Below are 22,945 nucleotides of genomic sequence, written 5' to 3' on the forward strand. Positions count from 1 at the left end.
CTAGCGGGGTGCAAGTTCGTTCAGGTGACGCGCCACCGCCAGCCAGGCGCCAATATAGCCCAACAGCACGGCGCCGAGCAGCAGCGAAAAACCGTCGGAAGAAGGTACGCCACCCAACGCGAAATCGCTACCGTAAAGGCCGGCCAAACGTACTACAGCATCGTTCAGCCAATCCAGCCCGAAGGCCAGCAGCAGCCAGGCGAAGATACCCGCACCGAAGCCGTACAACGCACCCATATAAAGGAAGGGACGGCGTACGTAGCCATCGGTTCCCCCCACCAGCTTGATCACCTCGATCTCGGCGCGGCGGTTCTCGATGTGCAGGCGGATGGTGTTACCGATCACCAGCAGCAGCGCCAGGATCAGCAGCAGGCTGAGGCCGAAGACGAAACGATCGCCCAGCTTGAGGATCGCGGTCAGGCGCTCGACCCAGACCAGATCGAGCTGCGCCTGCTCCACTTTCGGCAACTCTGCCAGGCGCTGGCGCAGAGCTTCGAGCTTGGACTTGTCGACCTCCTTCGGCGTCACCAGGACCACGCCCGGCAGCGGATTCTCCGGCAGTTCCTTCAGCGCCTGGCCCAGGCCAGACAACTGCTGGAACTCTTCCAGCGCCTGCTCGCGGCTGATCCACTCGGCGTCGGAGACGTCATCCATCGCCGCGATATGCTCGCGCAGCGCCTGGCCGTCACGTTCGCCAGCGGACATGTCGAGGAACAGGGAAATCTGCGCCGCGCGCTGCCAGGAGCCGCCGAGTTTCTCGACGTTGTCCAGCAGCAGCGACAGGCCCATGGGCAGGCTCAGCGCCACGGCCATCACCAGGCAGGTGAAGAAGCTGCCAATGGGCTGACGTGCCAGGCGGCGCAGGCTGTCGACCAGGCTGGCGCGGTGGCTTTCCAGCCAGGCGTTGAGCAGGGTACGAAAATCCGGTTCGTCAGCCGGGCCGTCGACCACCTTGTTGCGCGGCGCCGCGCCGACACGTTCGGCCGGTTGCGGCGTGGGCATCTTCGAAGCGCTCATCAGGCTGCCTCCCCATCACCGATCAGGCGACCGCGTTGCAGGGTCAGCATGCGCTGGCGCATGCGCGCGATCAGCGCCAGATCGTGGCTGGCGATCAGCACCGTGGTACCCAGCTGGTTGATGTCTTCGAACACCCCCATGATCTCGGCGGCCAGGCGCGGGTCGAGGTTACCGGTGGGCTCGTCCGCCAGCAGCAGGGCCGGCCGGTGAACGATGGCGCGGGCGATACCGACGCGCTGTTGCTGACCGGTGGACAGGTCGCCAGGCGACTGCGCCGCCTTGTCGCTGAGGCTGACGCGCTCCAGTGCGGCACCAACGCGTTTGCCGATTTCCGGCTTGGACAGGCCGAGAATCTGCAGCGGCAGGGCGACGTTGTCATATACGGTGCGGTCAAACAGCAGCTGATGGTTCTGGAACACCACACCAATCTGCCGGCGCAGGAAGGGGATCTGCGCATTGGTGATGGTCGACAGGTCCTGCCCGGCCAGCAGCAATTTGCCGCTGGTGGGCCGCTCCATCGCCAGCAGCAGACGCAGCAGTGTGCTCTTGCCGGCGCCCGAGTGACCGGTGACGAAAAGGAATTCGCCGGGGCGAACGCGGAAACTCAGTTCGTGCAGCCCGACATGGCCATTGGGGTATCGCTTGGCGACCTGCTCGAATCGGATCATCCGCGCTCACGCTCCTCGAAGAGTGCCTGGACGAAGGCCTGCGCCTCGAACGGGCGCAGGTCATCGATGCCCTCACCCACGCCGATGTAGCGAATCGGCAGGCCGAACTGCTTGGCCAGGGCGAAGATGACGCCGCCCTTGGCGGTGCCGTCGAGCTTGGTCAGCGCCAGGCCGGTGAGGTTCACGGTCTGATTGAACTGCTTGGCCTGGTTGATGGCGTTCTGTCCGGTGCCGGCATCGAGTACCAGCAGCACTTCGTGCGGCGCAGTGTCGTCCAGCTTGCCGATCACGCGACGGACCTTCTTCAGCTCTTCCATCAGGTTGTCTTTGGTGTGCAGGCGCCCGGCGGTGTCGGCGATCAGCACGTCGATACCACGCGACTTGGCAGCCTGCACCGCATCGAAGATCACCGATGCCGAATCGGCGCCGGTGTGCTGAGCGATCACTGCGATGTTGTTGCGCTCGCCCCACACCTGCAGTTGCTCCACCGCAGCGGCGCGGAAGGTGTCGCCGGCGGCAAGCATGACCTTCTTGCCTTCGAGTTGCAGCTTCTTGGCCAGCTTGCCGATGGTGGTGGTCTTGCCCACGCCATTCACGCCCACGACCAGAATCACATAGGGCTGTTTGCCGCTGTCGATGACCAGCGGTTGCTCGACCGGCTTGAGCAGAGTCACCAGCTCTTCCTGCAGTGCCTTGTACAGCGCGCCGCTGTCGGCCAGCTCCTTGCGCGCCACGCGCTTGGTCAGGTTGCCGATGATGGCAGTGGTCGCTTCGACACCAACGTCGGCGGTAAGCAGGCGGGTTTCCAGGTCGTCGAGCAGGTCATCGTCGATGGCCTTCTTGCCGAGAAACAGGCTGGCCATGCCTTCGCCCAGACTGGCGCTGGTCTTGGACAGACCTTGCTTGAGGCGGGCGAAGAAGCTTGGTTTTTCCTGAGTGACCGGCGCAGCGGCGGCAGCCGTTGGCGCAACTACGGGCAGGGCTTCGGCGACAGGCTCTGGCACCACCGGCGGCTGTTCAACGACAACAGCAGCGGCGCCCGGGGGTTCGGCAACCAGCGGCTCAGGCTGTGGCGCCGGAGCAGGCGTGATCTCAGCCACTTCAGGCTCGGCTGCCGGCAAGGCTTCGGGTGCGGGCTCAGGCGTCGACGGCTCGGCAGGTATCTGAGCAGACTCCGGCTGTTCGACGGGCGCGGGCTGTGCCGGCTCGACAGCGGTCTCTGCGGGCTTCTTGCGCCACCAACTGAACAGGGATTTCTTTTCTTCGGTCACAGGCGGGTTCTGCGCGCCAGCCTCGGCCGGCGACTTCTTGTCGTCATTGGAACCAAACATGGGTCGCTTGCATCTCAAGGGAGCGTTCGCTTACGGGCTGCAAAGCCTTGCCGCGCCGCCCCGGAAAAGGATGGGGTATCCTAGCACCTCTTCGCCCGTCGGCGGTACGACCGCCCAGGCTATCCGACAGGTCAGACTTTTGATGAATGCCATTGCCCGCCGTTCCCTCGGCCTGCTGTTCGGCGCACTCTGCGTGCCACTCGCAGCCTTCGCTTCTCCCGCTCAACCCACCCACGAATTCAAACTGGACAACGGCCTCAAGGTCATCGTCCGTGAGGATCACCGCGCCCCTGTGGTGGTCTCGCAGATCTGGTACAAGGTCGGCTCCAGCTACGAGACGCCCGGCTCCACCGGCCTGTCCCACGCACTGGAACACATGATGTTCAAGGGCAGTCGCAAGTTCGGCCCCGGCGAAGCCTCGCGCATCCTGCGTGAACTGGGCGCCGAGGAGAACGCCTTCACCAGCGACGACTACACCGCCTACTACCAGGTACTGGCCAGCGACCGCCTCGGCGTGGCCCTGGAACTGGAGGCCGACCGCCTCGCCAGTCTGCAACTGCCGGCTGCCGAGTTCGACAAGGAAATCGAGGTGATCAAGGAGGAGCGACGCCTGCGCACCGACGACCGCCCGTCCTCGCTGGCCTATGAGCGCTTCAAGGCCATGGCCTACCCGGCCAGCGGCTACAGCATCCCCACCATCGGCTGGATGGCCGACCTCGACCGCATGCACATCGACGAACTGCGCGCCTGGTACCAGAAGTGGTACGCACCGAACAACGCCACCCTGGTGGTGGTCGGTGACGTGACCGTGGATGAGGTCAAGAACCAGGTGCAGCGCTACTTCGGCGATATCCCGCAGCGTCAGCTACCCACCGCCAAGCTGCCACTGGAACTGGCCGCGCCGGGCGAACGCCGCACCACGCTGTACCTCAAGACGCAGCTGCCGAGCCTGATCATGGGCTTCAACGTGCCGGGCCTGGCTACCAGCGAAACGCCGCGTCAGGTCTATGCCCTGCGCCTGGCAGCCGCCCTGCTCGACGGCGGCTACAGCGCGCGTTTGTCGACTCGCCTTGAGCGTGGCGAAGAGCTCGTTTCCGGCGCCAGCGCCTGGTACAACGCCTTCACCCGCGGTGACAGCCTGTTCATCCTCTCGGCCACGCCCAACGTGCAGAAGGGCAAGACCCTGGAGCAGGCAGAAGCCGGCCTGTGGCGCGAACTGGAAGAACTGAAGAAAGCCCCGCCGTCCGCCGCCGAACTGGCGCGCGTACGCGCCCAGGTCATCGCCGGCCTGGTGTTCGAGCGCGACTCGATCACCAGCCAGGCCACCAGCATCGGTCAACTGGAAACCGTCGGCCTGTCCTGGCAACTGATCGACCAGGAACTGGCCGAGCTGGAGGCCGTGACCCCGGCCGACATCCAGCAGGCCGCACGCACCTTCTTCGCCCGCGACCGCCTGAGCGTCGCCCACGTACTGCCCGAAGAGTCCCGCAATGAGGAGTCCCGCCCATGAAGACTGAGCAACGCCGCCTGGGCCTGCTCGGCCTGATCCTGTCCAGCGCCCTGGTACTGGGGGCCTGCGCCAACCTGTCCGACAGCGCCGTGACGGGCGATGCCGCCAAACTGCAGTCGCTGGCTGCGCTCGACGGCAAGGCGCCATTGCGCCGCACCCTGGATATCCAGACCTGGCAGACCGCGCAAGGCGCCAAGGTGCTGTTCGTCGAAGCGCACGAGCTGCCGATGTTCGACCTGCGCCTGACCTTCGCCGCCGGCAGCAGCCAGGATGGCGACGTGCCGGGCCTGGCCACCCTGACCAACGCCATGCTCAACGAAGGCGTGCCAGGCAAGGATGTTGGCGCCATCGCCGCAGGCTTCGAGGGCCTCGGCGCCGAGTTCGGCAATGGCGCCTACCGCGACATGGCCGTGGCCAGCCTGCGCAGCCTCAGCGCACAGGAGCAGCGCGAGCCGGCACTGGCCCTGTTCGCCGATGTGCTGGGCAAGCCCACCTTCCCTGCCGACTCGCTGGCGCGGATCAAGAACCAGCTGCTGGCCGGCTTCGAGTTCCAGAAGCAGAACCCCGGCAAGCTGGCCAGCCTCGAATTGTTCGAGCGCCTGTACGGCCAGCACCCCTACGCTCACCCGAGCGACGGCACCGCGCAGTCGATCCCGGCCATCAGCCGTCAGCAACTGCAGGCCTTCCATGCGCGCGCCTATGCGGCCGGCAATGCGGTGATCGCGCTGGTCGGCGACCTCTCACGTGCCGAGGCAGAGGCCATCGCCAACCAGGTATCCGCAGCCCTGCCGCAAGGCCCTGCGCTGGCGAAGATCGCCCAGCCGCAAGCGCCCAAGCCGGGCGTCAGCCATATCGAGTATCCGTCCAACCAGACCCACCTGATGATCGCCCAGCTCGGCATCGACCGCCGCGACCCGGACTATGCCGCGCTGTATCTGGGAAACCAGATCTTCGGTGGCGGCGGCTTCGGCACCCGTCTGATGAGCGAAGTGCGCGAGAAGCGTGGCCTGACCTACGGCGTCTACTCCGGTTTCAGCGCCATGCAGGCGCGCGGCCCGTTCATGATCAACCTGCAGACCCGCGCCGAGCTGAGCGCAGGCACCCTGACGCTGGTCAAGCAACTGCTCGCCGACTACCTGCGTGAAGGTCCCACCCAGCAAGAGCTGGACAACGCCAAGCGCGAGCTGGCCGGCAGCTTCCCACTGTCCACCGCGAGCAATGCCGCCATCGTCGGCCAGTTGGCGTCGATGGGCTTCTACGATCTGCCGCTGAGTTATCTGGACGACTTCATGCGTGACGTGCAAAGCCTGAGCACCGAACAAGTGAAAGCGGCGATGGCCAAACACCTCGACCCCGAGGCGCTGGTGGTGGTAACCGCCGGCCCGACGGTAGCGCAGAAGGAACTGCCGCCGCCCACCGACCGACCGGCCGAGCTGCCCAGCGCGGTGCCGCACTGATGCGTGGTCGCACACCACCAAAACCGGCCGCCAAGGCTCACGGCGGCCAGGGTCAGTTGCGCATCATCGGCGGGCAGTGGCGTTCGCGGCGCTTCACCTTCCCCGACGGGCCGGGCCTGCGCCCGACCCCGGACCGGGTGCGTGAAACGCTGTTCAACTGGCTGGCCCCTCACGTCGAGGGCGCCCATGTGCTCGACCCCTTCGCCGGCAGCGGTGCGCTGCTGCTCGAAGCCCTGTCGCGCGGTGCCGCCAGCGGTCTGGCCTGCGACCTCAACCCGGCCTCGGTGAACGCCTTGCGCGGCCACCTGGCGACGCTGCAGTGCAGCACTGGCGAGATTCAGCTGGGCGACGCCCTGCAACTACTGACGCGTCCGGCGCCGCGTCGCTTCGATATCGTTCTGCTCGACCCGCCGTTCCACAAGGATCTGCTGCAAGACGCCTGCAACCTGCTGGAAGCGCAGGGCTGGCTGGCCGACGACGCCTGGGTCTATACGGAAAGCGAAACCGCGCCCTCGACCCTCGGCCTGCCCGGCAACTGGCGCCTGCACCGTGAAAAGCACACCGGCCAGGTGCATTACGCGCTGTGGCAAAGAAGTTCGTCGCAGGAGCCAACGTAGCCCGGATGCAATCCGGGAGCGCTGTCCCTGGATTTCATCCAGGCTACGTTTTGGATAGACCATACCCATGACACCATTCCAACCCGCCTGGTGGCTCCCCGGCCCGCATCTGCAGACGCTGTGGAACCCCTTCTGCCGCAAGCCGCCGCAGCTCGAACGGCAGCGCGAGCGGCTGTGGCTGGACGATGGCGACTTTCTCGATATTGACTGGCACGGCCCGCATAACGCCCATGCGCCGCTGGTGTTGGTGCTGCACGGCCTGACCGGCAGCTCCAACTCGCTCTACGTGCTCGGCCTGCAGCAGGTGCTGGCCGCACGCGGCTGGGCCAGTGCGGCGCTGAACTGGCGTGGCTGCTCCGGTGAACCGAACCTGCTGCCGCGCGGCTATCACTCCGGCGCCAGCGAGGATCTGGCATCGGCCGTGGCCCACCTGCGCGCGCAACGGCCGATGGCGCCGTTGTACGCCGTCGGCTACTCGCTGGGCGGCAACGTGCTGCTCAAGTACCTGGGTGAAAGCGCCGAGCAGAGCCAGCTACAAGGCGCAGTGGCGGTCTCGGTGCCGTTTCGTCTGGATCAGTGCGCTGACCGCATCGGCCTGGGTTTCTCGCGGGTGTATCAGGCGCATTTCATGCGCGAGATGGTCGCCTATGTGAGCAACAAGCAGCGCCTGTTCGCAGAGAGTGGCGAGGGCGAGCGCCTGTCGGTGCTGGAACGCCTGGGCCCACTGGATGGCATGCGCACCTTCTGGGACTTCGACGGGCGCATCACCGCGCCGCTGCACGGTTTCGCCGATGCCCACGACTATTACCGGCGCGCCTCCAGCCGCTTCTACCTGGGTGCCATTCGCACACGCACGCTGATCATCCAGGCCGAGGACGATCCTTTCATCTTCCGCCACAGCCTGCCCGAGGCCAGCGAGCTCGCCCCCGGCACCGAGTTCGAGCTGCATGCCAAGGGCGGGCACGTCGGCTTCGTCGAGGGCAGCCCACGCCGCCCCGTTTACTACCTGGAGCGGCGCATTCCCGAGTGGCTCGGTGCGCTGAGCTGAGCTGAATCAGCCGGCGGCAGGCTGCTCCGGCATCGCCGAGGAGTGGTGCTTGAGGATTTTCCACTCACCATCGACCTTCTGGTAAACGAAGGTGTAGCGCGCCTGAACCTGGCGCACCGCATCACCCTGGGTCAGGGCGAAGGTGTAAACCCCCGAATCCACCGCTGCATCCGGGCCGATCTGGCGAATTTCACGCATGTTGATCGTGCCGACCGGCTTGGCCTGTAAGAAATGGTCGAAATAGTCCTGAATCGCCTCATGGCCTACGCGCACCCGATTCGATACCGTGGGCTGCAGCACGCCGTTGTCGGCGTACAAGGCAGCAACCTTGGCCGAGTCGCCAGTCTGCAAGGCGGCGTTCCAGCGCTCGAACAGGCTGGCGATCTGTTGCTCCTGCGCATTGCTCGGGGCGGTTGCCGTTTCCGTGTAGACATGAGGCGCATCGGCCGCCTGAACCAGCGGCACGGACAGGGCGAATACCAGGGCACAGCTGCTGAACAAGGGTTTCAACATGGTTGAATCTCCGGCTATTGAAGGACGCCATCAGCATGCGCGGCTCCCCCAGCCTGCACATCGGCCAGGCGGGGCCAGCGGCCTATGCCAGGTGGCAGATGCCAGAAGCGGTTCGACCTATTAGCCTGCGCCGTCCGATGACGCGCAATCCGTGGAGGCGTAGATGCTGAACACCCCACCCGACAGCGTGCTGGCCCTGCGTGCCGACTATCGCCAGGCGGAAAGCCGCGCCGCGCGCCTGCGCCTGCTGGTCGAGAGCGGTCGCGCCCTCAATGCACTACCCGCCGCCGAGAGCGGCGCGCTGGCCCTGCAACGGGCCTGCAGCTTCTGCGCAATGGATGGCGGCGTACTGCTGCTCAGGCAAGCCGATGACAGCCTGAGCCTCAGTGCCGGCTTCGGCCCTGCCGCCTTGCAGCAGCAACTGGCTACCCTGCCCTGGCAAGGCGCTGCCCAGGTGCTCGAAGCGCCGCTGTCGCAGGTTGCCCTGGCGCTCTACCTGCCCTTGCATGCGGCCACGGGCGAAGCATTCGGTGCCCTGCTGCTGGGCAACGCCAGCGCCATGCGTGGCCCTGACGCGGAAGACCTCGAAGCCTTGCAACTGCTCGCCACCCTGCTCGCCGGCCACCTGCACAACAGCCAGTTGCTGGAGGCGCTCAGCCTGCGCGAACGCACCATGTCGGAGCTGGTACATCGGCAAATGAGCGCCCAGGAGGACGAGCGCGCACGGGTGGCCTATGACCTGCACGACGGCCTGGCGCAGACCCTGGCCGGGCTGCACCAGCGTCTGCAGGGTTTCGCCCAGCATCGCCAGCTGAATGACGAGTTGCGTGCCGCTCTGGCGCCCATCCTGCAACTGGCGCAACGCAGCATGGGCGAGACGCGTCAGGCCATCAGCGGCCTGCGCCCCACCCTGCTGGATGACTTCGGCCTGGCGCCGGCGCTCGACCGCGAACTCGACCGCCTGCGCAGCCAGGGTCGCCAGGTGCAGTGGCTGCGCCGCGATATGCAGCGCCTGCGCCCGGCGGTGGAAATCGCCCTGTTTCGCGTCGGCCAGGAGGCCATCAACAATATCTGCAAACACACCGCCGATGGCGCGGTCAGCCTGGATCTGCACCTCGACGGCGATACAGCCCGGTTGCAGGTGGAAGATCGCGGTCCCGGCTTCGCCGCCGGGCAGAAGCAGCTGGCGGGTGAAGGTGGCATGGGTCTGGTGGCCATGCGCGAGCGCTGCCTGCTGCTCGGTGGCCAGTTCAGTTGTCATAGCCAGCCCGGCCAGGGCACCCGCCTGCTGGCCAGCATTCCACGCGCCCTGGCGGATGAGGAAAGCGCATGAACGAACCGATTCGCCTGCTGCTCGCCGATGATCATGAAGTGACCCGCGCCGGCTTCGCCGCCATGCTCGCCGACTGCCCCGAATTCAGCATCGTCGGCCAGGCGGTGGACGGGCGCCAGGCGCTGGAACTCTGCGAGCGCCTGAATCCGGACATCGCCATCCTCGACATCCGCATGCCCCATCTCAACGGGCTGGCCACGGCGCGCCTGCTGCGCGAACGCTTGCCGGCGATCAAGGTGCTGCTGTTCACCATGTACGACAGCCCCGACCACCTGGAAGCGGCGATCAGCGCCGGGGCCGTCGGCTACCTGCTCAAGGACGCCAGCCGCCAGGAAGTGATCGACGGCCTGCGCCAGGTGGCGGCGGGCCAGAGCGCGCTCAACGGCATGGTCAGCGCGCAGTTGCTGCGCCGCGTGGTCGAACGCAACCAGAGCGGCGCGGCCAACAGCGCGCTGACGCCGCGCGAGCGCCAGGTGCTCGGGCTGATCGCTGGCGGCTTCACCAACCGCGAGATCGGCGAAAAGCTGGGCATCGCCACCGGCACGGCCAAGGCTCATGTCGAACGGGTAATCGGCAAACTGGGGGTTGCCGACCGTACCCAGGCCGCCGTACAAGGCATCGCCCTGGGCCTGGTGGCACCGACGGAGCGCCAGCCGTGAAGAGCCTGTTCAGCCGCTGGACCGACCGCCCCCTGCGCAGCAAGAGCCTGGTGATCATCGCCCTGCCGCTGGCGGTGCTGCTGATCTCGCTGGTGCTGGTGTACTTCACCGAGCGCCAGACCTCGCGGGTCGAGGACGACGTGCGCCGGGCGCTGCGCGTGCAGGGCGACGTACAGGCGGTGCACAGCCTGCTGGCCGAGGCGGCGGCCAGCGTACGCGGCTATCTGCTGATCCAGCGCAGCGACTTCCTGCCTTCATACCGCAGCGCCGTTGAACGAATCGACAGCACGCTGCGGCGCCTCGATAGCGACATTCGCGACCCGCAGATGCGCAGCAGCCTGGAACGCCTGCGCCCGCTGATCGTGATCAAGCTGGAAGGCCTGGAACAGCTCAAGGCACTCGCCAGCAGTGAAGACCGCGCGGCGATGACGCGCATTCTGGTGGACAACAAGCATGTGCTCGATGCGCTGCGCCAGGAGATCCAGCAGATGCTCGAGCGCGAGCAGACCCTGCTCGACGAACGCAACGCCGAGGCCAGCGCCGTACGCTCGCGCATGCTCCTGGCCACCGGTCTGGCCGCCATGTTCGGCGTGCTCGGCGCGCTGTTCGCGGTGGTGCTGCTGTCCACCGGCATCGTCCAGCGGGTCCAGCGGGTCGAACGCAACGCCCGGCGCCTGGCACTGGGCCAGCCGCTGATTCCCCATGGCCCCGCTGCCGATGAGATCGGCCAGCTCGCCGCCAGCCTGGAGGAGGCCGGGCAACTGCTGGCCGAACGCGAGCGGGCCTTGCGCGACAACGAGGAGCGCCTGCGCCTGATCATCGACGGGGTCAAGGAATACGGCATCTTCGGCCTCGACCCCAGTGGCCACGTCACCTCCTGGAACACCGGCGCCGAGCGCATCAAAGGCTACAGCGAAGCGGACATCCTCGGCCGTCACTTCTCCCTGTTCTACCCGCCGCAGGCCCGTGACACGGCACCGCAGCACGCCCTGCAAGTGGCCACGCGCGAAGGCCGCTACGAGGAAGAAGCCTGGCGCCAGCGCCGCGATGGCTCGCTGTTCTGGGCCAACGTAGTGATCACCGCCCAGCGTGACGCCAGCGGCACCTTGCGCGGTTTCTCCAAGATCACCCGTGACATCACCGACCGGCGCAATGCCGAGGCCGCCCTGCGCACGGCCCGCGAAGAGGCGGAGAACGCGAGCCGGGCGAAAAGCGAATTTCTTTCGCGCATGAGCCACGAGTTGCGTACCCCGCTCAACTCCATTCTCGGCTTCGCCCAGTTACTGGAAATGGACCAGGGCACGCCGGCGCAACAGGCCCAGGTGCGCCATATCCTGCGCGCCGGGCGGCACCTGCTGGGTTTGATCAACGAAGTGCTGGATATCGCCCGCATCGAATCCGGGCGACTGGCGCTGAGCCCAGAGCCATTGGCGCTGCGCCCGATGCTGCAGGAAGTCAGCCTGTTGCTGTCACCGCAGGCCGCCAGTGCCGACATCCGCTTGCGCCTGCCAGACGATCTGGCGCCGGCGCTCTGCGTGCAGGCCGACCGCCAGCGCCTGGTCCAGGTGCTACTCAATCTGCAGTCCAACGCGATCAAGTACAACCATCCGGGCGGCTATGTGGAAGTCCAGGTCGAAGCCGATAGCGAGACGGTCACGCTGAGCGTGATCGATAACGGTCCCGGTATCGCCACCGAGGATCTGGAGCGCCTGTTCATTCCCTTCGAACGCCTCGGTGCCGCCGCCAGCGAAGTGGAGGGTACCGGCCTGGGCCTGGCCCTGAGCAAGAGCCTGCTGGAGCAAATGGATGGCAGCCTTGGCGTGCACAGCACGCCCGGCCAGGGCTGCACCTTCTGCCTGACCTTGCCACGGGCGCAGGCAGGCAACACCCTGCTAGCCGCGCCCTCGGCGACGCCAAATGTCGCGCCTTGCGCCATCGAACCGCCCGAGCGGCCACTGCACGTACTGTGCATCGAGGACAACCTATCCAGCCTGGCGCTGATCGAGACTCTGCTGTCGCGCTGGCCGCAGGTGCAGGTCATCTCGGCCATGCAGGGCCAACTGGGCCTCGACCTGGCCTGGCAGCATCGCCCCGAGGTGATCCTGCTGGATCTCGATTTGCCTGACCTCAGCGGCCAGGAGGTGCTCGAACGTCTGCGCCAGAAGCCCAGTAGCCGCGACACACCTGTCCTGCTGATCACCGCTGACGCCAGCGCCGGCACCCAGCGCGCCCTGCAGGCTGCCGGGGCCACGGCCGTGCTGAGCAAACCGCTGCATGTACCGACCTTCCTCGCCACCCTGCGCCAGCATCTGGATATCGCCAGACCAACGCACACCCCGCCACCGGAGCCCGACCATGACCAGCCCTGAGCCCGCCGACGACTTTCGCATCCTGGTGATCGACGATCAGCCCGCCAACCTCGAGCTGGTCGAACAACTGCTGGCCCGCGAAGGCCTGCACAACGTGCTCTGCTGCACCGACCCGGCCCAGGCTCTGGCGCTGTTCAGCAGCTTCGAGCCGGATCTGCTGATTCTCGATCTGCACATGCCCGGCCTGGATGGCTTTGCCGTGCTCGAACAGCTGCAGCGGCGCGTGCCCGCCGACGACTATCTACCCATTCTGGTGCTCACTGCCGACGCCACCCGCGAGGCCCGGCTGCGCGCGCTGGCCCTGGGTGCCCGCGACTTCATCAGCAAGCCGCTGGATGCCATCGAAACCCTGTTGCGTGTCTGGAACCTGCTGGAAACCCGCGCGCTCTACCGCCAGTTACGTCGCCTGCAACCCGATCAGCAGCCCTTGCGCGCCAGGCCCGTGACGCTGGGCAGCGGCACTCGGCGAGCGTCCACCTGACTCAGAGCACCTGCTCGAGCGGTACGTGCAGACGACCGTACAACGCCTCGACCGCCGCACGCGCCGAAGGCGCGATGTAGCCGCCCTCCAGCGCCAGCACCTGGTAGATGCCGCGGCGCAGCATGTCCTGGCTGAGGTTGTCCGGGCTGGCGCCAGCGGTGCAGAGAAAGCGCACCCAGGAGGTCATGATGATCCAGGCGTTGAGCGTCAGCGCCTCGATCTGCGCCGGCGTCATCAACAGGATGCCGGCCTCGACGAAACCCTGGTAGATCGACTGCGCCCCCACCAGGCAACGCTGGGCGAACGCGCGGTAACGCTCGGCCAGCTCGGCGTCGGATTCCAGCAGGTGCTCCAGATCGCGGTGCAGGAAGCGGTAGTGCCACATCGCCGCCAGCAACGCCTCCAGATAGAAGGTCTTGTCCTCCACCGTCAGTGCGCGGCCTTCGGGCCGGCGCAGGAAGCTGTCGACCTGCACCTCGTACTGGGCGAACAGCTCAGCGATGATCATCTGCTTGTTGCGGAAGTGGTAGTACAGATTGCCCGGCGACATGCCCAGGTGCGCGGCAATGTGGTTGGTGGTGACGTTGCGCTCGCCCTGGCTGTTGAACAGGGCCAGGCTCTCGACAACGATGCGGTCACGGGTCTTGGGTGGCGCCATAAGGCAGCTCGATCTCGACTTCAAAAGTGGCAAAGGTACAGGCGAAACAGCCGAAGTGTTACCCCTGATGCACCGCGCAAGCCCTCACAGGCCTTTGGTTAGGGTGCAGCGAGAACGGCGACGCGGCATCCTATTTGACACATTAGAGTAATTGCTCTAAAAATCCAGCTCAGGCTTCCCAAGCAGCCCGCTGGAACGTCGAGGAGAAACCCATGGTCGCCGACATCGCCTACCTGCAGCACAGCCAACAGCAGATCAACCAGCTGGACAGCACCTTCGCCCTGCAGCGTTCTGCCTTTACTGCCAACCCGATGCCGTCGGCCGAACAACGCATCCAGTGGTTGAAATCCCTGAGCGAGCTACTGACCCAGCAGCAGGATGCACTGGTGGCGGCGATCTCCGAAGACTTCAGCAACCGTTCGGCCGACGAAACCCTGCTCGCCGAACTGATGCCCAGCCTGCATGGCATCCATTACGCGAGCAAACGCATCAGGAAGTGGATGAAGCCGTCGCGGCGCAGCGTCGGCATGCAATTCATGCCTGCTTCGGCCAAGGTCATCTACCAGCCGCTGGGCGTGGTCGGCATCATCGTGCCGTGGAACTACCCGTTGTTTCTCGCCATCGGCCCGCTGACCGGCGCGCTGGCCGCCGGTAACCGGGTGATGATCAAGATGAGCGAGTCCACCCCGGCCACCTCACAATTGGTCAAGGATCTGCTGGCACGCGTCTTCCCCGAGGATCTGGTGAGCGTTGCACTGGGCGAGGCGGAAGTCGGCATGGCCTTCTCCAAACTGCCGTTCGACCACCTGCTGTTCACCGGCGCCACCAGCATTGGCAAGCATGTGATGCGCGCCGCTGCCGAGAACCTGACCCCGGTGACCCTGGAGCTGGGCGGCAAGTCGCCGGCCATCGTCTCGGCCGATGTGCCGCTGGAGCACGCCGCCGAACGCATCGCCTTCGGCAAGACCCTCAACGCCGGGCAGACCTGCGTGGCGCCGGACTACGTGCTGGTGCCCAGGGATCGTGTCGAGGGCTTCGTCAGCGCCTACCGCGAGGTGGTGCAGCGTTTCTACCCGGTGCTCAAGGACAACCCCGACTACACCGCAATCATCAACGAGCGCCAGCTGGCCCGCCTCAACGGCTACCTGCAGGATGCCGAGGCCAAAGGCGCGCGCGTCGTCTCGCTGTATCCCGAGGCCCAGGGCAGACGCCTGCCGCAGAGCCTGGTGCTCGACGTCAATGACGAGATGAAGCTGATGCAGGACGAGATTTTCGGCCCGCTGCTGCCGGTGGTGCCGTATGACCGACTGGAAGACGCCTTCGCCTACGTCAACGCCCGGCCACGCCCGCTGGCGCTCTACTACTTCGGCTACGACAAGCGCGAACAGCAGCGCGTACTGCACGAAACCCACTCCGGCGGCGTGTGCCTGAACGACACCCTGCTGCATGTAGCGCAGGACGACATGCCGTTCGGCGGTATCGGCCCCTCTGGCATGGGCCACTACCACGGTCACGAAGGCTTCCTGACCTTCAGCAAGGCCAAGGGCGTGTTCATCAAGCAGCGCTTCAATGCCGCGCGGCTGATCTACCCGCCGTATGGCAAGGCTATCCAGAAGCTGGTCTACAGGTTGTTCGTACGCTGATCAACGCGGGCAGCGCCCGTTCCAAGCCTGGTGATAACAACAATGAATGACACCACCCTAAACGCGCCGCAACTGTCGCGACGCAGCCTGCTCAAGGTCGGCCTGATGGGTACGGCGCTGCTCGGCACCGCCGGGCTCACCGCCACGCTCAGCGGCTGCTCGGCCAGCACGCCGGCCAACGGCTATCTGATCCTGCGCAGCAGCGATATGCCGTTTCTGCGCGCACTGATTCCGGTGATGCTCGATGGCGCCGTCAGTGCCGAGCAGATGCCGCAGGCCATCGACGGCACGCTGCAGAGCCTCGACACCAGCCTGGCGCACCTGTCGCCGGAGATGCTGAAACTCACCGTGCAACTGTTCGACGTGCTCGCCCTGCCCATCACCCGCGGCCCGCTGACCGGAGTCTGGGGCAGCTGGGACAACGCCAGCGCCGATGACGTGCGCAGCTTCCTCGCGCGCTGGCAGAACAGCAGCCTGAGCCTGCTGCGTATGGGCCACGCCTCGCTGCTGCAGCTGGTGATGATGGCCTGGTACAGCCGCCAGGAGGCCTGGGTGCATTGCGGCTATCCGGGGCCGCCCACCGTATAACGGCTGATTCGTAAGGGGGGCCGGGCGGCGATCCGCTTCAGTCCATCAACAGCGGTCAGTCTTGGTGGGCTGAAGCCCACCCTACCAACTGGAATTTAGCCAACCGCGATTATCAGAATGAGGCCTCTGAAACCGTAGCGAGCGGTTCGAGTGCAAGGAAGGCTCGCAGCACGTGGCGAGGCTGTACTGAAGTACGCCGAGCCACGGGCGAGAACCTGACGCCGCAATCGGATCGCGCAGTAGGTTTCAGTGACTCCGAGGAAAAACAATGCCTGTACCCGATCTGTTCAAGCAAGGCCTGGCCAGGGGTTGGAAGACCCACGACGGTTCGCGCCTGGAAAGCGACCTGACGCTGGAAGCCGATGTCGCCATCGTCGGCAGCGGCGCTGGCGGCGGCACCACGGCGGAAATCCTCAGCGCCGCCGGTTACAAGGTGCTGCTGATCGAGGAAGGGCCGCTCAAGACCAGCGACGACTTCAAGATGCGCGAGGCCGATGCCTATCCGACCCTCTATCAGGAAGGCATCGGGCGCATGAGCAAGGACGGCGCCATCACCATCCTGCAGGGCCGCGCGGTCGGCGGTACCACGCTGATCAACTGGACCAGCAGCTTCCGCACCCCGCCGCAGACCCTGGCGCACTGGGCCGAGACCCACGCCGTGGCAGGCCACGATGAAGCGGCCATGGCACCCTGGTTCGAGAAAATGGAACAGCGCCTGGGCGTGGCGCCCTGGGCGGTGCCGCCGAATGCCAACAACGAGGTGCTGCGCAGCGGCTGCGACAAGCTCGGCTATCACTGGGCGCCGATCCCGCGCAATGTGCGCGGTTGCTGGAACCTCGGCTACTGCGGCATGGGCTGTCCGACCAACGCCAAACAGTCGATGCTGGTCACCACCATCCCCGCCACCCTCGACGCTGGCGGCGAGCTGCTCTACCTGGCGCGCGCCGACAAGCTGCTGCTCGAGGGCGACCAGGTGGTCGGTATCGACTGCCTGGGCATGGACGAGCGCTGCGTGGCGCCCAATGGCCGGCGCATCCGCGTCAAGGCGCGGCATTACGTGCTGGCCGGCGGCGGCATCAACACCCCCGGGATCCTGCTGCGCTCCAACGCGCCCGATCCGCACAAGCGCATCGGCCGGCGTACCTACCTGCACCTGGTGAACTTCTCCGCGGCGAAGTTCGAGCAGGTCATCAACCCCTTCTACGGTGCGCCGCAGTCGGTCTACTCCGATCATTTCCAGTGGGACGACGGCACCCGCGGGCGGCTCTCCTACAAACTCGAAGTGCCACCACTGCAACCGGCGCTGACCGCCACCCTGCTCGGTGATTTCGGCCACGAGAACGCCCTGCGCATGGCGCAACTGCCACACACCAACGTGATGCTCGCACTGCTACGCGACGGTTTCCACGAAGACAGCGCCGAAGGCCGGGTGGAACTGCGTGGCGATGGCAGCCCGGTGCTCGACTATCAGATGACCGACTACACTTGGGATGGCGTGCGCCGAGCCTACCTGACCATGGCAGAAATCCAGTTCGCCGCCGGCGCCAAGGCAGTGATGCCGACCCACACCGATGCGCGTTACGTCGGCAGTTGGAGGCAGGCCAGGGAAATGATCGAGAACCTCGACCTGGCGCTGTATCGCACCCGCCTGGGCAGCGCCCACGTGATGGGCGGCTGCGCCATGGGCGAGGATGCGCAGCAGGCCGTGGTCGACAGCCTCGGCCGGCACCATCAGTTGGCCAACCTGTCGATCCATGACGGCTCGCTGTTTCCGACCAGCATCGGCGCCAACCCGCAACTGTCGATCTACGGCCTGACCGCCAAGCTTGCGACGCTGCTGGCCGAGCGGCTGAAAAGCCCGAGCTAGACGCCACAGCCCTGGCATGGGGAAACGCAACGCAGGCCGTGGCTTGGCCGCAGACATGCGCTGCGCTACCATCCGACTCCTTTTCGACCCGCCAGGACGTCCCGATGAATCGAGTGTTATACCCCGGCACCTTCGACCCCATCACCAAGGGCCACGGTGATCTGGTCGAACGCGCTGCGCGCCTGTTCGATCACGTTATCATCGCCGTCGCCGCCAGCCCCAAGAAGAACCCTCTGTTTTCCCTGGAGCAACGCGTCGAACTGGCTCGCGAAGTCACCAAGCACCTGCCCAACGTCGAAGTGGTCGGGTTCTCCAGCCTGCTTGCGCACTTCGCCAAGGAACAGGGCGCCAACGTCTTCCTGCGCGGCCTGCGCGCGGTTTCCGACTTCGAGTACGAATTCCAGCTGGCCAACATGAACCGTCAGTTGGCGCCGGACGTGGAGAGCCTGTTCCTCACCCCGTCGGAGAAGTATTCCTTCATCTCCTCGACCTTGGTGCGCGAGATCGCCGCCCTCGGTGGTGATATTTCCCAGTTCGTTCACCCCGCCGTTGCCGACGCGCTGAACGAGCGTTTCCGCAAGAACTGAAGCCGGAACGCCGTAGGGTGCGCCATGCGCACCTGATGACAGCAGCGCTCTCACGGTCACGGCAGGGCCGCATGGCGCCCCTGCCGGTAATCCGGCACAATTCGCAGCATCGTTGCCCGTAAAGTGTCGAAGCGCACGCCTCGACAGGAGTTGCCCCATGTCCCTTATCATCACCGACGATTGCATCAACTGCGACGTCTGCGAACCCGAGTGCCCCAACGGCGCTATTTCCCAGGGTGAGGAGATCTACGTGATCGATCCCAACCTGTGTACCGAATGCGTTGGCCACTACGATGAGCCGCAATGCCAGCAGGTATGCCCGGTAGACTGCATCCCGCTCGACGAGAACAACGTCGAGAGCAAGGATGAACTGATGCACAAATACCGCATCATCACCGGCAAGGCCTGATCCTCCCCGGGAGGCCGTTGGTCTCCTGCTTCCTCCGCGCCCGTTCTGCCCCTCGTCTGAGCAAGGCTGTTAAGCTTCCCGTCTCCTTCAGCCGCCTCTGGTAGATCGCATGTTGCGCAAACTCCTGCTATCGACCCTGCTGCTCGGCGCCAGCCTGCTGGCCCAGGCCGCGCCGCAGCAACCCGCCATTGCCACCGCTCATCCTGCCGCCACCGCCGCAGCGCAGCAGATGCTCGATGCCGGCGGCAATGCCTTCGATGCCGCCGTCGCCGCCAGCGCTGCCCTGGCCGTGGTCGAGCCCTACGGTTCAGGCATTGGCGGCGGCGGATTCTTCCTGCTGCGTACCGCTGGCGACACGCCGGGCTACGATTTCCTCGATGCCCGCGAACGCGCACCGCTGGAAGCCAAGCCGAATCTCTATGTCCGCGATGGCAAGGTGCAGCGTGAGCTGTCGCTCAATGGTGCACTGGCCGCCGCCATACCGGGGCTACCGGCGGCGCTGGTCGAACTGGCCGAGAAGCACGGCCGCCTACCCCTGAAAACCAGCCTGGCCCCGGCGATTCACCTGGCCAACGAAGGCTTCGCGGTCGATCGCGTCTATCGCGAGCGCGCGACCTGGCGCCTCGCGGCACTGCGTGACGATGCCGAAAGCGCCAAGCTGTTCCTCGACCAGGGCGACATTCCCGCCGAGGGCCATCTGCTGCGCCAGGCGGATCTGGCCAACACCCTGCAGTCCCTGGCCGAACATGGCCGTGCAGGTTTCTATACCGGCCCGGTGGCCGAGCGCCTGGTGACCGGTGTGCGCCATGCCGGCGGCATCTGGACCCTGGATGACCTGCGCGAATACCGCATCGCCCGCCGCACACCACTGCGCTTTTCCCTGGAAGACGGCCGTGAGCTGATCAGTGCACCTCCTCCCTCGGCTGGTGGTATCGCGCTGGCGCAGAGCCTGGCCATCCTCGAACAGTTGCCCTGGCGCGACGCCGACCCCGTGCAGCGCACGCATTACGTGGTCGAGGCCCTGCGCCGCGCCTACCGTGACCGTGGCCTACTGGGCGATCCGGACTTCATCAAGAATCCAGTAGAGCAACTACTCTCGCCTGGGCATCTGGCGGTGCTGGCCGGCAGCATCAACCCCGCGCAGGCCACGCCCAGTGCCAGCCTGCCGCCTGCCGGTACCTGGCATGAGGGCGACCACACCACTCACTTCGCCGTGCTCGATGCCGAAGGCAACGCGGTGGCCGCCACCCTATCGATCAACCTGCCGTTCGGCGCCGCCTTCACCGTGCCCGGCACCGGCGTGCTGCTCAACGACGAGATGGACGACTTCGCAGCCGACGTACAGGGCGCCAATGCCTATGGCCTGGCCGGCAGCCAGGCCAACACCATCGCAGGTGGCAAACGTCCGCTGTCATCGATGAGCCCGAGTTTCATCGAAAGCAACGATGAGTTCGCCGCGTTCGGCACACCGGGCGGCAGCCGTATTCCGAGCATGGTGCTGCTGTCGATGCTCGAATACCTGGATGATCAGCCCATCGAGCGCTGGCCGGCGGTAGCGCGCTACCACCACCAGTTCCTGCCCGATGTGATCGAGCATGAACCGGGTACCTTCAGCGACCAGCAGATCGCCGAGCTGCAACAGCGCGGCCATGAACTCAAGCGCCTGGACCGGCAGTACGGCAATCAGCAGGTGCTGTTCTGGGACAAGGTCAGCGGCAAGGTGCAGGCCGCCAGCGACCCGCGCGGGATCGGCGAAGCGACGCCCTGATGCACGCCGACCGCATGTGACCGTAGCCCGGATGAAATCCGAGGGCACCGCGCCCCAGAGCCCCGGATTTTATCCGGGCTACGTCTCGTGTCAGGAGAGCCGGATCAGGCTCTCCTGCTCCTCACCGAACTTGCGCAATTCGCGGAACAGCGCCTGCTCGCTGCCCAGCATCAACACGTTGCGCAGGCTCTGGAAAATACGGCTGGCGTAGCCCAGATCGTTCATCAGCGAGCTGGTCTGCAGACCATCCAGGCGGCCGTCACGCACCTCGGCGAACAGGCGCTGACGAAACCTCGCATCGAAGCTCCCCGCCTGCTCATCAAGCCAGCGCAGACGCGCCTGCCAGGCCTCCTCAGGCAGATCCGCACGCGCCAGCTCGCGCACCTCGTGCAAGGTGGCGAGCAGATGGCGGCGCAGCTCCACATAGGCATCACGCACGGCCGATGGCGGCGCATCGAGGTAATGGCCGAGGTTCTTCTGCAGGTGCTTGGCGTCCTTGACTGCATCCACCAGTTGCAGGGCCGCCAGTTGGCAACTGACCCAGAACTGCTGGTGCGCTTCGTCCATGGGCAGTTCCATGCGCCCCATGAAGCTCAGCAGGTCGCCGTACACCCCCTTGATATGAAACTGGTAGAGATGCTCGGCCTCGAAGCCGCCACGCGCGGGCCTGGCCTGCAGCAACTGATCGTCGCCCTTGGCGCGCGCCAGCTGGTCCACTGGCAGATACAGGGCATGGCAGATCACCTCCAGGCTCAGGCGGCCGAGGTGCCCCAGCTCCTGCACCACCGCGCCGGAGGCGGCCTCCACTGAATCCAGCGCACGTTCGTTGAGGTAGCGCGCGCGAGTCCGCTCGGGCTCTGCCACTTTCTCGCTCGCCAGTTCGGTGATCAGTACCTGTGGCTCACTGCGCTCCGGCAGCCAGCGGATCAGCAACTGCGCCAGACGCCCCTGCAGCGGCCAGAACAGCGCGACGCCCATGGCATTGAACAGGGTATGGAACATCGCCAGCTGGATCAGGCTGTTCTCACCCAGCCCCAGGGGTTCGGCCAGCGCATGCACCAGCCAGGTCAGCGGCCCCAGCAGGCAGAAGGCGAGCGTGCCGGTGGTGATGTTGAATAGCACGTGCGCCAGGGCCAGACGCTGGCCGTTGCGGTTACCGCCGAGGGAACCGACAAAGGCGGTGGTCACGCTGCTGCCGACGTTGGAGCCAATGGCGATCGCCAGGCTCTGACCGAGTTCCAGCTGGCCGCCGGCCAGGGCAGCCAGCGTAAGCATCAAGGTAGCGTGGCTGGACTGCAGCACCACGGTAATGGCCAAACCGATGGCAGTGAACAGCAGCGCACCACGCAGCCCGCCCTCCTGGTAGCCGCTCATATCCAGACCGTCGCCGAAACTGGCGAAGCCATCCTTGATCTGATCGATGCCGAGAAAGATGAAGGCGATACCCAGCACGATACGCCCGGCTGCCTTGCTTTTGGGTCCGAAGAAACCGGCCAGCACGCCGAACACCAGCAGCGGCAGAGCCAGCGGACTGAGGCTGAGGTTCTGCCCGGCCAGCGCCAGCAGCCAGATGCCACTGGTGGCACCAAGATTGGCGCCGAACAGAATGGCGATGCCTCCGGCCAGCTGGATCAGCCCGGTGCTGATGAAGGCAATGGTCAGCAAGGAGACCAGCGTGCTGGATTGCAGCAACAGGGTGCCACCAACCCCGAATAGCAGGCTCTTGAAAGGGGTGGACGTGCTGCGCCCGAGTATCTGTTCCAGCTTGCTGCCCGCCAGCTGGCGCAAGCCCTCTTCCAGGCACTGCATGCCGAACAGGAAGATCGCCAACCCGGCGCAGAGTTGCAGCCAGCCCTGGCTGAACCAGAACGAGGCGATCAGCCCCATTACCACCAGCAGCAACATCACCCAGCGCAGGGACTTCATCACCACCGCTTCTTCCTTTTCTCGGTGTTCAAACGCAAACGGCCTCTCGCCTCCTTAGGGAGGCGAGAGGCCGCGATACATGGATACAGCGAATCAGTCTTTCTTGTAACCGCTGCTGGTGCAACCCAGGCAACGCACGAAGGCTTCTTTGCCCGGTTCTACCACAAGGGATTGCGCTGCCTCGCCGACGTTACCGCCCAGCGCGGTGAACGGCAGGCTGACGACGAATGCCGCGGCACCGATCACGGTGGCGCCGATCAACAGAGGGCGGGCGATGACCAAGTCACCAACCATGGCATAACCCTTCGGCGCCTCAAGGGTGTAGAGCGGGTCGCCACTGGCATTCTGCTGAACCACTTCCGCTTGCGCCGATAGCGCCAGCAGGCCAGAGGTCAGCGCCAGGACAACAGCGGGGGTGCGGAACGCTTTCATGGATCGATCCTTCAGATTATTCGGGAAAGTACCAGTAACTATAACAGCGCATTGATAATTGTCA

The 22,945-nt window shown here is 65.7% G+C and carries 21 protein-coding genes; 14 read left to right on the top strand and 7 right to left on the bottom strand.

The window, feature by feature from the left end; translation table 11 throughout:
- From ftsX to ftsY, 3 genes are read right to left on the bottom strand one after another with little or no spacing between them, the layout of a single operon-like run.
- Complete coding sequence (gene ftsX / locus BLR77_RS17225; RefSeq protein WP_074680004.1) at positions 1-1,017, bottom strand: permease-like cell division protein FtsX; 1,017 nt, start codon at positions 1,015-1,017, stop codon at positions 1-3.
- A complete protein-coding gene (gene ftsE / locus BLR77_RS17230; RefSeq protein WP_017675858.1) occupies positions 1,017-1,685 on the bottom strand; it encodes a cell division ATP-binding protein FtsE in 669 nt (222 codons plus the stop codon). The genes ftsX and ftsE overlap by 1 nt, the downstream gene beginning before the upstream one ends.
- Positions 1,682-3,016 carry a signal recognition particle-docking protein FtsY gene (gene ftsY, locus BLR77_RS17235; protein WP_074680006.1) on the bottom strand — a complete coding sequence of 445 codons (1,335 nt, stop codon included), beginning with the start codon at positions 3,014-3,016 and terminating at the stop codon, positions 1,682-1,684. Before ftsY ends, ftsE begins: the two co-directional genes overlap by 4 nt.
- Positions 3,017-3,158: 142 nt before the next feature.
- Here ftsY and BLR77_RS17240 point away from each other — a divergent pair, with 142 nt between their 5' ends.
- The 4 genes from BLR77_RS17240 to BLR77_RS17255 all read left to right on the top strand — a co-directional run bounded on the left by BLR77_RS17240 (position 3,159) and on the right by BLR77_RS17255 (position 7,648).
- The gene (locus BLR77_RS17240) at positions 3,159-4,526 is read left to right on the top strand and encodes a M16 family metallopeptidase (protein ID WP_074680009.1); all 1,368 of its coding nucleotides are present in this window, start codon (positions 3,159-3,161) and stop codon (positions 4,524-4,526) included.
- On the top strand, positions 4,523-5,983 hold the full coding sequence (locus tag BLR77_RS17245) for a M16 family metallopeptidase (RefSeq protein WP_074680012.1): 1,461 nt from the start codon (positions 4,523-4,525) through the stop codon (positions 5,981-5,983). The genes BLR77_RS17240 and BLR77_RS17245 overlap by 4 nt, the downstream gene beginning before the upstream one ends.
- Positions 5,983-6,600, top strand: a complete 618-nt coding sequence (rsmD, locus tag BLR77_RS17250) for a 16S rRNA (guanine(966)-N(2))-methyltransferase RsmD (RefSeq protein WP_074680015.1) — start codon at positions 5,983-5,985, stop codon at positions 6,598-6,600. The genes BLR77_RS17245 and rsmD overlap by 1 nt, the downstream gene beginning before the upstream one ends.
- 67 nt (positions 6,601-6,667) lie before the next feature.
- Positions 6,668-7,648 (top strand): hydrolase, encoded by a 981-nt coding sequence (locus tag BLR77_RS17255; RefSeq protein WP_074680018.1) that lies wholly within the window; start codon positions 6,668-6,670, stop codon positions 7,646-7,648.
- Positions 7,649-7,654: 6 nt separating this feature from the next.
- On the opposite strand, the gene BLR77_RS17260 is transcribed toward BLR77_RS17255, so the two are convergent.
- Positions 7,655-8,161 (bottom strand): SgcJ/EcaC family oxidoreductase, encoded by a 507-nt coding sequence (locus BLR77_RS17260; RefSeq protein ID WP_074680021.1) that lies wholly within the window; start codon positions 8,159-8,161, stop codon positions 7,655-7,657.
- A 163-nt stretch (positions 8,162-8,324) separates the two neighbouring features.
- Here BLR77_RS17260 and BLR77_RS17265 point away from each other — a divergent pair, with 163 nt between their 5' ends.
- From BLR77_RS17265 to BLR77_RS17280, 4 genes are read left to right on the top strand one after another with little or no spacing between them, the layout of a single operon-like run.
- The gene (locus tag BLR77_RS17265; protein ID WP_074680024.1) at positions 8,325-9,494 is read left to right on the top strand and encodes a sensor histidine kinase; all 1,170 of its coding nucleotides are present in this window, start codon (positions 8,325-8,327) and stop codon (positions 9,492-9,494) included.
- Entirely contained in the window at positions 9,491-10,153 is a 663-nt protein-coding gene (locus BLR77_RS17270) for a response regulator (RefSeq protein ID WP_074680026.1), read from the top strand. The genes BLR77_RS17265 and BLR77_RS17270 overlap by 4 nt, the downstream gene beginning before the upstream one ends.
- A complete protein-coding gene (locus BLR77_RS17275) occupies positions 10,150-12,522 on the top strand; it encodes an ATP-binding protein (protein ID WP_074680029.1) in 2,373 nt (790 codons plus the stop codon). Before BLR77_RS17270 ends, BLR77_RS17275 begins: the two co-directional genes overlap by 4 nt.
- The gene (locus tag BLR77_RS17280; RefSeq protein WP_074680031.1) at positions 12,509-13,003 is read left to right on the top strand and encodes a response regulator; all 495 of its coding nucleotides are present in this window, start codon (positions 12,509-12,511) and stop codon (positions 13,001-13,003) included. Before BLR77_RS17275 ends, BLR77_RS17280 begins: the two co-directional genes overlap by 14 nt.
- A 1-nt stretch (position 13,004) precedes the next feature.
- On the opposite strand, the gene BLR77_RS17285 is transcribed toward BLR77_RS17280, so the two are convergent.
- A complete protein-coding gene (locus BLR77_RS17285; protein ID WP_074680034.1) occupies positions 13,005-13,661 on the bottom strand; it encodes a TetR/AcrR family transcriptional regulator in 657 nt (218 codons plus the stop codon).
- Between the two features lie 212 nt (positions 13,662-13,873).
- Between BLR77_RS17285 and BLR77_RS17290 the strand changes: the two genes are divergently transcribed.
- The 6 genes from BLR77_RS17290 to ggt all read left to right on the top strand — a co-directional run bounded on the left by BLR77_RS17290 (position 13,874) and on the right by ggt (position 20,523).
- On the top strand, positions 13,874-15,304 hold the full coding sequence (locus BLR77_RS17290) for a coniferyl aldehyde dehydrogenase (protein ID WP_074680037.1): 1,431 nt from the start codon (positions 13,874-13,876) through the stop codon (positions 15,302-15,304).
- A 42-nt stretch (positions 15,305-15,346) separates the two neighbouring features.
- The gene (locus BLR77_RS17295) at positions 15,347-15,892 is read left to right on the top strand and encodes a twin-arginine translocation pathway signal protein (protein WP_074680039.1); all 546 of its coding nucleotides are present in this window, start codon (positions 15,347-15,349) and stop codon (positions 15,890-15,892) included.
- 268 nt (positions 15,893-16,160) lie between these two features.
- A complete protein-coding gene (locus BLR77_RS17300) occupies positions 16,161-17,759 on the top strand; it encodes a GMC family oxidoreductase (protein ID WP_074680042.1) in 1,599 nt (532 codons plus the stop codon).
- A 104-nt stretch (positions 17,760-17,863) separates the two neighbouring features.
- On the top strand, positions 17,864-18,346 hold the full coding sequence (coaD, locus tag BLR77_RS17305; RefSeq protein ID WP_074680045.1) for a pantetheine-phosphate adenylyltransferase: 483 nt from the start codon (positions 17,864-17,866) through the stop codon (positions 18,344-18,346).
- Positions 18,347-18,503: 157 nt separating this feature from the next.
- Positions 18,504-18,755: a YfhL family 4Fe-4S dicluster ferredoxin gene (locus BLR77_RS17310; protein WP_003464019.1), complete on the top strand. Its 252-nt coding sequence runs from the start codon at positions 18,504-18,506 to the stop codon at positions 18,753-18,755.
- A 109-nt stretch (positions 18,756-18,864) separates the two neighbouring features.
- Positions 18,865-20,523: a gamma-glutamyltransferase gene (ggt, locus tag BLR77_RS17315; protein WP_074680047.1), complete on the top strand. Its 1,659-nt coding sequence runs from the start codon at positions 18,865-18,867 to the stop codon at positions 20,521-20,523.
- 90 nt (positions 20,524-20,613) lie between these two features.
- On the opposite strand, the gene BLR77_RS17320 is transcribed toward ggt, so the two are convergent.
- Entirely contained in the window at positions 20,614-22,449 is a 1,836-nt protein-coding gene (locus tag BLR77_RS17320) for a Na/Pi cotransporter family protein (RefSeq protein ID WP_074680050.1), read from the bottom strand.
- A gap of 93 nt (positions 22,450-22,542) precedes the next feature.
- Positions 22,543-22,881, bottom strand: coding sequence for a multidrug transporter (locus tag BLR77_RS17325; protein WP_074680053.1), 339 nt, complete (start codon positions 22,879-22,881; stop codon positions 22,543-22,545).
- Positions 22,882-22,945 lie beyond the last annotated feature (64 nt).

The organism is Ectopseudomonas alcaliphila, assembly GCF_900101755.1.
GTDB classification, from domain to species: domain Bacteria; phylum Pseudomonadota; class Gammaproteobacteria; order Pseudomonadales; family Pseudomonadaceae; genus Aquipseudomonas; species Aquipseudomonas alcaliphila.